This is a genomic window from Arenicella xantha, from assembly GCF_003315245.1.
Taxonomy (GTDB): Bacteria; Pseudomonadota; Gammaproteobacteria; order Arenicellales; family Arenicellaceae; genus Arenicella; species Arenicella xantha.
The window spans coordinates 94,968-107,298 of record NZ_QNRT01000007.1 but is presented as its reverse complement, the minus strand read 5'-3'; the positions used below and the strand labels follow the sequence as shown (position 1 = coordinate 107,298).

The window sequence follows — 12,331 nt, the reverse complement described above, 5'->3', positions numbered from 1 at the left end:
GTGAAGTCCTCTAGAGTAGGTTTGGTTGTAGCCGGCTCGTTGAGTAAATCAATACGCGCCTTGATACTGGTGTGATTCGAGGTTTCAGGCGTTTTTGCGATCTTGGCACGAATCGGGTTGAGATCAACGTACGCCATGCAGGACAGCAGCGCACGATCATCCAGCAACGCCTGGCTCTTGAATCGCCCCTCCCAAAATCGGCCAGTGCAGTCGTCTCCCTTGTTCGCCTCACGCGCGATGAACTCATTCACGATGCGCATATACCACGAGATATCACACAGCCTGGCGCGCCACGTTTCGACGTCTTCCAACAGACGTTCGTAAAGCACTGGATCAAGCGCATCACCATTCATAAAGCGTTGCGAAAGCACGCTTCCGGAGAACAATGAATGCCAACGACGGATCACCTCACGTTCTGACCACGCGTCTGCAATGTCAGCTTGGACTCGCAGTACCACGTGATAGTGATTACTCATCACCGCGTAGGCACACAGTTTAATGGCGAACGCGTCCGCGGTCTCATGCAACTTATCTTCGAGCCATTGACGCCGATGTTCATAGCTAATGCCTGAGTATCGATCGACCCCACATAAATAGGCACGCCGAACGCAGCGCGCTACGCAATGGTAATAAGGTGTGTCGGCCAACGACACAAGAGTGCTTCTTGGCAAGGTCATAACTATCCTTGTTGATTCATCCTTGAATGACTTTATTCTGTCAGGGAAGCGAGTTTATGGCAAGATGATTGTGATGATGATCAAGATAACGACGGGGTATTGAACGGCAGCGATACGAACCCTTTGAATCCGAAGGTATGTCTAGATTCTGATTTTGACTCATGTGATGATTGTTCTGTTGGCGATGATGGTATTGGCTTAAGACCAGATTTTTTTCCTGAGAACGATGGTGTTGATACGGACTTAAATGGAATTTGTGACATTACCGACGTGGATGATGATGATGATTCAATCTTGGATGAGGATGACAATTGTATGCTGATACCTAACGTTGATCAGCTCGACACCGATGAAGATGGAGTCGGTGACGTTTGTGAAAGCGGTGATGAGAGTTTTTGTTTTCCGTTAAGCAGAGAGAGTAATTTTATCTTTGTCTGTTTGTAGTCAAGGTGTTTCGGTGAGAGTTGACCGGCTACAAGTGCTCTGATCTTAATAATAGGTGCCGACTTAAGTATCTATTTTTTACTAAGTCGGTACATGGTTTGTTGCATATTATAAGGCAGTCATAAATTAAGTGTTCATTACAAGAAGAAGGGTAATTGGATATATTCGCTACATAGATGTGTTTATTGGGGCGAATTGCTATACTGGATAGCCAGATAATTGTGAGTAATCTATTTGGGCTCAAGGAATTGATCACTCATACTGCTTGTAGGTACTTGGCCTACATCACTTTCAGTGCTCGGTATAATTTTTCCCATTTTTTGTTTAATGTACTTAAAAGCACGACGTTGGTGTTTGCTCACTCGATAGGAGGCGCGACATTGCAATGAAAAAACACCGCTTGAACTTTACTGCAAGCCTCCACTTATTGGTTGTAGTAGCGGCTATGGCGGGTTTACTTTATTGGTTTAATGGTGAAGTGGTATCGCAGATTGTTGGCGGCAAAAGCATCTATCAAGGTGCTGAAATTCGTTTCGTGAACACACGCGGTGTTCGAATTTCTGATTACGTTCTGCGTCAAGTTGACGATAGTTTCCTTTTTGCTGGCGGCTCGCCGGCGACTTCTTACATAAGATTGATATTCACAGATAGCGGCCGATACGAGCTTGCGGTAAGGGGGCAGTACCCACCGTGGGTATGCTCTAAAGACGAGTTAGATAAGGCAACGATACAAATACGTGGTGGAACCGCGAATGCGACCTTGGCGTTGAAGTCGCAAGAGGTTAAAACCATTAACTTCAATATCGCTAAGGGACAACTACTGACGCCAGTAATCATGGGCAACAAAGTTAGCCAGTGTGCTAGGGCTGAGGTGACAATTTACCGGCTAGTTGACTTGCCATATTATTTTATTGGTTTTTGTGTCGCGTGGCTGCTGATCTTGGTGCTTACAATACTCACTCGCTCGTCACCTTATATTGCTGTTCTCGGACTGGGATTTAATATTCTGCTTAGCACCGCAAATGCGACACTAAGTAAACTAACGCCGTCTAGCCTTGCGGTTGATAGCGGGCTGGCGATGTGTATGGTTAGTTTACTATTTTTGATTGCGTTGCTGGGTAGTCGGTCGCGTATTGTTGCTGTCGCGCTAAGCCTTATCGGCACGAGTGCATATATTGCAGTGTCTTTAATCGGAGCGGGCTTGATAGCGTACTTCAAGGTATTTGATGTCGCAATGTCGGTCGAGGCAATTCATGGAGCGATGCAAAGCTATGATGCTCAAATGGTCGAATTCTGGAAACAGTATATTGGCTACCGGCGCACTGCAGTTGGGTTGGTCGTGGTCTTTGCGGTTTTCCTAATGATGATGCATATCACCTCTGGGGAGCGTAAACGTGGCGGTCTTTTGATTATGTTGCTGGCATTTTTCCTTTGCGGTATATCAATTTTGCTTGGCAGGATCGACCATAGTCCGACGTATACCTTGCTTGAGAAATCTGCAATTATTTATAAATCGGAGATAGATGCATTTAAGAGTATTGCTGACAACCGAACTGTATCGGCATCGTTAGCGCAACAAAATACTGCATTCGCTGGCAATGCGACTGTAGTCGTAGTTGGTGAGTCTGTTAACAAAAAGCATATGTCGTTATATGGCTATGTTCAGCCAACTACGCCGAATCTGCAGCAGCGGTTTAGTAATAATGAGTTAATCGTTTATAAGAACGCATATTCGAACCACACGCATTCCAATCCTACGATGGCGCTCATGTTGACGCAGGCAAATCAATACAATAAGCGGTCTTGGCTAGAGTCGCCCTCGGTATTTAATTATGCATCTGCGGCGTCGGTTAAAACTCATTGGTTAACCAATCATCGCTTACTCGGTGGTTGGTCAAATAAAATAACCACGATTGCCAGAGAGGCCGATAGGCTAGATACCATAAATTATAAAATTGGCTATGGATTAGATAGCGCTCGTTTCGATGAGGACCTTCTACCGTTGTTTGATAAAACAGTGACTGAACGGCCAGACCAACTTACATTTTTACACCTCTATAGTAATCATTCACTATATTGTCGGCGTTATCCAACTGATTTTCGTGGCTTTAATAGCAGCCTGCCTGTTTCGCACTTTAGTCAAATCCTCAAAGTTAAGAAGGCGGCAGCTAGCACGATTAACTGTTATGACACATCGATTCGCTACACCGACCTTGTCTTAGAGAAAATTATCGCAAGACTTGAGAAAAATGATCAGCCGAGTGTGATGTTGTATGTCGCCGATCATTCCGAGGAAGTGATCGGCGATCGCACTCATAATTCGGCATTGTTTACCTACGACATGATTAATATTCCGCTGATCGTTTGGGCTAATGAGGCATGGAAGACAAAGCATGCTGATTTATGGCTAGCCATTCAGAATAATAAAGATCAAATTTGGACCAATGATTTGCTATTCAGTAGTGTTTTAGGTTTGAGCGGCATAGAGTCGACTGCGGTAGACCCAACTAAGAGCTTAACTAGTTCTGCATATCAGATCCCTGGTTCACCGTTGACGCTCCACGGGCGAGTTAATGTAGACAGCCCGCAGAATTGGAATTATTGGCAAATTAACAATGCGGCGCTGGCTCAACAGCAAGGGCAGCAGTTATATGCAACGGGAATTCGCTCGGTTGGTGAAGCAATGGCCGCATTAAACTTAGGTCTTACAAATTTGGTACTAGATGTAGAGGTTTCAAGCGAAGGTGAGCTAATAGTTGAGTCCTTGCAAGGTGACTCAATGCTGACGGTTAAGCAGTTGTTGTCGGAGCTGGCGGCAAGCCCAGTTCAGCCTAAGTCGATAGCGCTTAATGTTACTGCGACTAAAGGGGCAGCCAAGGTGGAGCAACAGATTCAGGCTCTGTCGGAAGCATTTTCGATTCCAATGTTGTCGGTTGATCAGAGTGTTGTGATGGCAAAGCCTGTAGATTTATGGTCTCCGAGTTTTGCGCGAAAACTCAGTGATAAGAATCTATCGGGAGAGGGTCATGAGAGGTTCACCGTCAACATCAAGACACGTTATACACATCCTGCACCGATACCCGCTGCATCGGGAAAGAGTGGGGAATCGTAGTGATTAATTGTAGAGTTAGAGTATTAACAATTTAGCTTAGGTAACGCTAGCTAAACCTCTAGTTAAAATTCTTCAGCACATCGAGTTTAAAATACTATTGGCTTGGCTTGGCTTGGCATCACCTGACTGAATCTTTTTTTATCATTCTTTTGTGAAATCTGCTAATTTGTCCGCATGAAAATTATTAGTCTATTTGCAATCACATTCATCCTAAGCAGTATTGTTCTACCGGCCAATGCCGCAGACACCGACGCAGCTTTGTTTGCGCGTATTAGCGATGACATTCCGAAACGCCAACATGGAGAAGGGCAGTATGATCAGCTGATCATACGTGGTGCTTTTCTGATCGATGGGACTGGCGCTCCGGCAACGGGTCCTGTTGACGTTGTCGTTGAGCGCGATCGCATCGTAGAGGTCAGAACCGTCGGTACTCCAGGCATCCCAATTAAGGCGGATTACCGCCCCGCAGCGGCGAGCGAAGCGGGTAAAACGGTGCGTGAAATTGACGCTCATGGAAAGTATCTGATGCCGGGCTTTGTCGACTCACATTCACATATTCACACGCCGTCTAGTGAGCAAGCGGTGTCGGCCGACTACATATTTAAACTGTGGATGGGGCATGGTATTACCAGCGTACGAGAGGTGTTTGCTTCAGGTGGCGAGAGTCGATTGCTCGCGCTGAAAGAATTGAGTAACAGAAACGCCATTACCGCACCGAGAATCACCGCGTTTCCATTCTTTGGTTTAGCCAGCGATGGTGATACAAAATTCGCGCCAATCGTAACTCCGAAAGATGCTCGAAATAGGGTCCAACATCTAAAACGTATTGGTGCCGACGGCATCAAGTTTCTAGGTGCGCGGGAAGATATTTTATGGGCCGCTTTAGATGAGGCCGAGAAAGTCGGTTTAGGTACCACTATGCATCATGCTCAGCTCGATGTGGTGCACGCTAATGTGTTAGATACATCGAGTCGCGGTCTAGATTGTATGGAGCATTGGTATGGCTTACCTGAAGCTTTGTTTACTGATAAAGTTGTTCAAAATTATCCGTCGGACTACATTTATAGCAATGAGCAGGACCGCTTTGGCCAAGCGGGAAGATTGTGGAAGCAAGCGGCAGGCCCTGGTACTGAACGTTGGAACGAAGTAATGGATGCTCTGCTCGAACGCGATTTTTGTTTGAGCCCAACGTTTACCATCTATTTAGCAAGTCGTGACTTAATGCGAGCGTATACCGCAGAATGGCATTACCAATATACGTCACCGGCATTGTGGGAGTTTTATCGAGCCAATCGAGAGAAGCATGGCTCCTTCTTTTTCAATTGGACTACTGAAGATGAGGTCGCATGGAAGCACAACTACGCGATCTGGATGCAGTTTGTTAATGAATATAAGAATCGCGGCGGTAAAGTTGTGGTGGGTAGTGACACGGGATACATCTATAGCCTTTACGGTTTTGGCTATATCCAAGAGCTTGAGCTGTTACAAGAAGCGGGATTTCATCCATTAGAAGTGATCCGCGCTGCCACAAAAGTGGGCGCAGAAGTGCTAGGTAAGGAGTCAGACATTGGCACGATCCATGTTGGCAAAAAGGCCGATATGATTATTGTTGATGAAAACCCGTTACATAACCTTAAGTCGTTGTATGGAACTGGCGTGCCCAAGCTGAATGAGCAGACCCAAAAAGTTGAACGTGTTGGTGGTGTGCGCTGGACCATAAAAGACGGTATTGTTTACGACGCACAGGCTTTACTTGCTGAGGTGCGTGCTATGGTCCGAGCCAGTAAGCAAAAGGCTGGACTTGATCCTGATATCCCAATGACCGTTGAGCAGTAGAGAATTGCTAGCTGACGGTGAATCCCATCACATCACTTTATTGTTAATTATATTGAGTTTTTAGGAGTTAGGTTTATGCGCTATCTAGGCTTTATCTGTTTGTTATTGACGTGCTTGAATAGCGCGGTAGCGAGTGAGAAATCATTTTCTAAAGGTCCTGTGTTTTCAGAGTATGGGGAGAATGTTGTCATCGACGATGGCTTGCCTGATGCTCAGAAGCAACATTTTAAAGTCGTGTTCGATGTGGCGAAAGGCGCGGAAGAGGGCGCCGTGAATCGTCAATTTAATAGTGTAGCGCGCTTTATTAATATGCATGTGCGAGCAGGGGTTCCAAAAGAGAATATTGATGTCGCGCTGGTGGTGCACGGAAAAGCATCATTTGACGTCTTACGTGACAGTGAGTTCAACGATAAGTTTGAACGACCAAATGCTAGTGCGGACCTAGTCGCTAAGCTCATGGCGAACGGTGTGACGGTCTATTTATGCGGTCAATCGGCGAGCCATTTAGGTGTAGAGAAAAAGTCTCTTATTGACGGTGTGCATATGTCGTTGTCGGCAATGACCGCCAACGCACTATTGCAGCAACAAGGTTACACGTTAAACCCGTTTTAATACCCATTATTTCGTTTAGCGCTGCTAAGACGTTGTCTAATTTATTTGTTTGAGTTAGCGGACTAGGTGCGGAAATCGCCACCTAGTCGCTATTGCGCGCTGCTTGATTATTGCGTTTTGGGTTGGTCGACCACCGGCGGCAAGCTGACCTTAGGCAAGCCAAAGCTCAGTGTCGGGTCTGCTAGGGTTGTCCAGTTGTAGACTACCGATTGGTGTCGACCACCATTTGCGTGCGTTGCGCGTTTGGTGATTAACACAGCGGAACCGAGGTCTTCCCCGTTGCTTGTCATTTCTTGCAATAATCGCTTGGCAAAATTCTCATTGTCGAGAGGTCTACTTAGTAGAGCTGGTGATACCAGCGCCACTGCACCAGCTGGACTATCGGTGAGTAGCAGTTCGGCTAATGATTGTACTGACGGTGTCTCGTAGTAGGTGGTGTAGCAGGCTAACGGAATCATCATGGTTGGTGTTTCGGTATTGGTTAGCCGTTGAGCAACATTGGACGTCATCAAGCTTTGATTGCCCCACGACGTAGGTGACCCATGGCCGTTAAACACCGTGAGGGCGGTGCCTTGGTTAATCGCGTCAACTAATCGGTTGCGTGCTTCATTGATTTTATTACCTGCGGGCACGTTGTCGTCAATATTAATGTCATCCATGTATACCCGTGAAATTTTGGCCCATGGGTTGATAGTGTTGCCTAGTGCGTTAATAACGCGATCGCTGGAGCCAGTGAATTGGTTGAATTGCTCTTTGGCACTAGCAATGGATAGGGCTGACTGGCTACTCTTATGGCTGCCCTCGGCATGCCAGTTAAGAGTTTTGGTGACTACATTATTAAGTTGGGCCAAGTCCCGTACAGGCCAGCGCCCAATTGCTCGGTCTGGAGCGCCATCGGCATCAAAATCTACAAATGGAACAGCCGTCGGAATCTGTCGTACCATGCCTTCACCGGCTCGATAGAAGCTCGGAATCAGGTTCATCGGTTGGGTCTGCGCGTTAGTATTGTAACCTCGATAGTTGTAGGTATGGCCGCCGACCAGCAGCACGTATTGATAAGGCGATATGTATGATTGCGCTTTCAAATATTGAGCAATCGCCTTGGGCTCAGGCAGACCGCTCGTATAACGATTGAAGATAGCGTGGCTGCTAACGACCTTGGTGCGCCTGCCCATTTCAATTTGTGCGTCAACAAAGCGTGACAGTGTGTCACCTATGAGTGATGGGTCAGCGATGACAACATAGTCAATATCCGCCAGGTTCAAGGCATCTTGGTCGACCGGCTCCGGTTGAAAGATAGTTCTGGGGCTTAAATAATCACTGGAACTCATTACCCAAAGTGATGGGGTTGTTTGAAGCTCTGCAGAACTCATCAATTCTACGGTCATTGTGTCAGCGTTATCTTGGCCGGGCTTTAGTTTCGCAAAGTTACCGTGTTCATCGGTGCGAAACAGCGCAAACTGTTGTGATGGCACACCGCTTATCTTAACCGGCTTATCGTTGTGCTTAAACTGATAGTGTTGGCCAGTGGATCCTGCCGTGTTGGGGGCGTGGTAGCGAATGGTTGCCCCAATGAAATAAGCCGCGTCTAGATTTAGGCCATTATCGGGAATTAGTTCAAACTCGATGGTGTTGTGGCCAGCACGCAATTGTTCTGTGTTGGAAAAGCTCACTGCGATCGGGTCAAAGCCGTTGCCAAAACCTTCGTAAATTGGCGCCGGGAATTCGTCACGATTTAGATATACACGAAAGTGGTGATGGGGCTCTAGCTCGCCGTCACCATTGGTGTCGCGTCGCGGGAAGTCGATGCCGCCCAATAAGTCGAGCTCGAAAACTGCGCCTTGGTCAATTATTGCGTAGTCTGGGAGTTCAAAGGGGATTACCTTTGTGCCAATCTGGCGATAGGCTTGAACTGGGCTATCGAACCACGGTTGGTCGCCAGGCAGAATAAACGAATAGGAGTTTGGCTCGCCAATACGAATGCTTTCAAGATGCGTTTGGGTAGCGTCATCGCCGGTGATATTCGATGATGCAATAACCGGCGCGGCGAGAACTTTGGCAGGCTCTAGAGCGAGCGTATATCGGCTGTGGTCGTTATAACGTGCCGCTTCAGAATCTAGCTCTGTGACGTAAAATACCACATCGGAGTCTGGTCCAAAACGCGCTCGTCCATTCGGTGTGTTGACTAGTCTAGGCACAGGTCTGCCATTGTGCTGTATCGCCATTAGCTTTACCGGCATGCCGGCTAGGTCAAACCCTGCTTGGAATAGTGATTCATAGCTTACGCGATAAATACCAGGCTTAGTAACTTCCATCATCAGCGACGGAAAGCGCTGATTCAGTCTTGATGCCCGCGCCGCACGCTGTTTAGTAATTCGCAACCAGCGGCCATTGATTTTACTGTAACCAGCGTTCGACATCGCCGCATCGTAGCGAGCGCGTTGCGCCGCCCAGTCGATTCTACGTGGCACCGTTTCTTCGCCGTATCGCTCGCCCAACTCGAAAGGCCCAAAAAACTCTTCTTGGCCTGAACTTGAAATGGATGAGATGCCGACGGCGGTTAGCTCTCCATCTAACTCGTTTATTGAAACCCGTTTTCGGTAGTTTTGCGGTTCGGTCGAATCAAACTCTTGGCTAGCAATAAGCCGGGAATTGAGTTGTACCCATTCATTATCAATCTCGCCCCAAAGATCAAACCCCAAATTAAACGCTTCGCTTGAAGTTTGCCATTTGCTGATCAGTTTCTGCCCGCGAACTTTTGTTTCGAAGCTGCTCAATGCAACCGGAACTGTTGTTAAGTCGAGGCAGACGCCGGACGGTATGATGGTGCCGGTGTCTTGGCCCGCATTATCGGTCACGCGCAGGGTCCATGTTCCGGCAGGGGTTTGTCCGTCAAAACTACTTAACGTGCCGGCCGGTCGGTGCGTTCCAGAAATGGTTGGTACGGCTCCTGCGCATTGATTCTCAACTAAGCTTCCAGCTTCGTCGTCGAGTGTTACATCAATATTATTGCCGCTACAACCGAAGGTCGAGGCGGGAACGCCAGGGCGATTGACTAGCGTAACCGTTGTGCCGGCAGGGCTTTGTAGTGTTGCTATTATATCGCCCACATAACTGTGGTTGATTTGCAGTAAAAAATCCAGATCAGTGATCGCATTGCTGTAAGCCGCTGGTACCTCAATGGTAACTGATGCTACTGCGCCTGGTGAGGCTGAACCAGACCCGTCTGGGATGGCGGTGTTAGGGTTCGTCGAGCATATCATTGCTTCGGCAGGAACTATGCTGAGCATAGTCAGCGAAACCGTACATACTACTCTTAGGAAAAAATTCATTTTCACACTCCCGACCATTTGCATGAGATGTTGCTGCTTCTAACTTGCAGTAATCCTTCTACGACTCTGACCGCTCCTCTTGGGTTGCGCGATTTATTGCACAGTTCGAATACCTAAGTATTGCTTCGGCCCAAACAGCGGCCTTTACAGTCGGAGTCAACGCTTTATAACGTGCACTTTACCTGAATAGCGTGAGATGTTCTAACTAAGTTATTGTTAAATAACGATTGTTCACAAAAAAAGCTCGGTTTTCGATGCTTTGAGCTACGTTGAGGTTTATCTGCCGTTACAGACATTCTAGGGCATTGATAAAGCGTATGGTTATTGGCGGGATGGCTAGCTAATTGGCGGGTTACTCGAGCTATTTAGGTTGTTCTAATTGTTGTGTTTCTATTGGCTAAACCAGCATGTTTATATGCTTATGGAGGTGAGGAATGTTGCAGAAGTTATTGAGAATGTTGCGTTTTTGGCTTGCCCGATCGATTGATTTGGCAAGCCAAATGGTACCGTTTCTGGGGATTGTGTTGTATAGTGGCCGACCGGCTGTTGATTGAAAGTTGGTTGCCGCGCGCGAATATAAGCGCATTACTGGTCGATACAGGCTAGGCAGATAGTGTTAAAAGCTATTAAAATGAGGTGATAATGAAGCAAAGAAATAACTTAAAGAAGTTCCATGATACTGAAGAGTTAGTGACTGAAGATACATCAACGGACGTTACATCGGCGCTGGTGGTTAGTCCAATTGTCAAAGTAAATGATGAGTGCTCGACTTCGGCAAATGATGGCGACCATGTTATTGCTCAGGAGATCGGATTCACCGAATATCGGCCTCTATGGGTTGGTTCAACTTTTGTTACGCTTAGTGAGGATGACTTTTTAGATCTCATTCCAGCCAATAGTTATTTTCATTAGCTAGAAGCTCGCACTGAGCTGTTATGGTTTTTGGGGTCAGGATGACTCCGCATATGTTGTCAGTAGTTTAAGGCTATCTCGCTGGGGAGTGAGATGTCGTGCCAGTCTGCATTTATTTTAATATTTGTATTTGCGGTTAAATTCGCAATGTGCGCTATTGGCAATAAACATTGGGTTCGTTTGTGGCAATAATTGCAAGCGGGGTTTTGAGAGGGGAACGGTCGGGTAGGATATTTTTCATTGGAACACGATTCTAAATTAAGACGACTTTTGATTGGTAGCTCGCTGCTGGTGGTTTACGTGGTCGGCTATTTCTTTGTGCATGGTTACTTCCGGCAAGATAACTTGCGTGGAGCAGAGTATAAGTCTGCTGTTGCGTCATTACCTGCTCGAGTGCCTGCGTCGGCTGCTGGCGCACAGCTCAATCGAATGATCGAAATTCTGCAGTCATTAGAGCGTGGTGGCCCACAGGAAATGCTCGGTTTAGGGTTTGATGCTCAACCGCTTAACGATTTTTTAGGTCAAGATCTCTATGATATGCAAGCGACGCTTGTGCTGTTACGCGAGGGGCAGCTGGCAGCCGCCGAATCCAAGCTTGAGTTGCTTGCGACTAAAGTTGCACGTGCCCAATCACGTTCGGTTCGTTTATTGCAGACGCTATCTGCTTTAGGCTTGATCTTGGCGGGAGGATTGGCTGTTTATGTGTTGTATGCTGGTGTGAGTTTACGTCGACATTGGCAGCAGGAGATTACGGTGTTGTCGGAACCCGATGGGCTACCATTGATACCGACAAATTTCTCAGAGTTGCTTGAATACGTCGTGCGTGAAGAGTCGAGCTTTACTGGGCATCATGCGAAGTTAAAGATTTCCGGCGCGGACACGTCGCAATTACCGAGCCCGCTTTCGATGATTGTTGAGCAAATTGTTGAGCAAATGGTTCGAAACAGTGTTCAGCACGGCGGAAGGCCACCGGATGTGCGTGTTATGTCTGGCAAGCCAGAGTTTATGACTGTTCATGTTGCGATAAAAGAAACCGATAGCGATTATATCGTTGCTGTACGCGACGATGGCGAAGGTATTGATTGCGATGAAATTGTCGCTCGCGCAGTAGAGCTGAAACTGCTCGATCAAGCGGAGGCGGATGCGATGTTGCTCGAAAGCGCCATTAAGTTAATTTTTCATGCCGATTTCCACAGCGCCAACAAACAGCTCTCATTATCAGAAACGGATCAAAGCCTAGGAGAGTTACGTTTATTGATAAAGAGTGTTGGTGGTTTTATTTCAATTCAAAACCAACTGAGGGAGTATTGTCAGTTTACGATTCGTTTTCCAAAAGACGATATTGAAGTAAAGACCATCGGATAAGCCTTAGTAGGTGAATAAACTGGTCAGAAACGCTAGCATTT

8 protein-coding genes and 1 pseudogene are annotated in these 12,331 nt (G+C 47.0%); 7 read left to right on the top strand and 2 right to left on the bottom strand.

The window, feature by feature from the left end; translation table 11 throughout:
• Positions 1 to 677: transposase (locus DFR28_RS17810; RefSeq protein ID WP_211317045.1), on the bottom strand; the 677-nt coding region annotated here is incomplete at its 3' end.
• Between the two features lie 72 nt (positions 678 to 749).
• Between DFR28_RS17810 and DFR28_RS20165 the strand changes: the two are divergent.
• The 5 genes and pseudogenes from DFR28_RS20165 to DFR28_RS17785 form a co-directional block, all read left to right on the top strand.
• Positions 750 to 806 (top strand): annotated as a pseudogene (locus DFR28_RS20165) (hypothetical protein); the annotation flags it as partial.
• The gene (locus DFR28_RS19765) at positions 801 to 1,121 is read left to right on the top strand and encodes a hypothetical protein (RefSeq protein WP_170132172.1); all 321 of its coding nucleotides are present in this window, start codon (positions 801 to 803) and stop codon (positions 1,119 to 1,121) included. The pseudogene DFR28_RS20165 and the gene DFR28_RS19765, both read left to right, overlap by 6 nt.
• Positions 1,122 to 1,506: 385 nt before the next feature.
• Positions 1,507 to 4,233 (top strand): phosphoethanolamine transferase, encoded by a 2,727-nt coding sequence (locus tag DFR28_RS17795; protein WP_113955750.1) that lies wholly within the window; start codon positions 1,507 to 1,509, stop codon positions 4,231 to 4,233.
• Between the two features lie 174 nt (positions 4,234 to 4,407).
• A complete protein-coding gene (locus tag DFR28_RS17790) occupies positions 4,408 to 6,069 on the top strand; it encodes an amidohydrolase family protein (protein WP_113955749.1) in 1,662 nt (553 codons plus the stop codon).
• Between the two features lie 75 nt (positions 6,070 to 6,144).
• A complete protein-coding gene (locus DFR28_RS17785; RefSeq protein WP_113955748.1) occupies positions 6,145 to 6,681 on the top strand; it encodes a DsrE family protein in 537 nt (178 codons plus the stop codon).
• 107 nt (positions 6,682 to 6,788) lie between these two features.
• Here DFR28_RS17785 and DFR28_RS17780 read toward each other — a convergent pair whose 3' ends face one another.
• Positions 6,789 to 10,013 (bottom strand): C25 family cysteine peptidase, encoded by a 3,225-nt coding sequence (locus DFR28_RS17780; protein ID WP_170132171.1) that lies wholly within the window; start codon positions 10,011 to 10,013, stop codon positions 6,789 to 6,791.
• Positions 10,014 to 10,655: 642 nt separating this feature from the next.
• Here DFR28_RS17780 and DFR28_RS17775 point away from each other — a divergent pair.
• Together DFR28_RS17775 and DFR28_RS17770 are read left to right on the top strand one after the other, a co-directional pair.
• Entirely contained in the window at positions 10,656 to 10,925 is a 270-nt protein-coding gene (locus tag DFR28_RS17775) for a hypothetical protein (protein WP_113955746.1), read from the top strand.
• A 240-nt stretch (positions 10,926 to 11,165) separates the two neighbouring features.
• On the top strand, positions 11,166 to 12,290 hold the full coding sequence (locus tag DFR28_RS17770; RefSeq protein ID WP_170132170.1) for an ATP-binding protein: 1,125 nt from the start codon (positions 11,166 to 11,168) through the stop codon (positions 12,288 to 12,290).
• Positions 12,291 to 12,331: the final 41 nt, after the last annotated feature.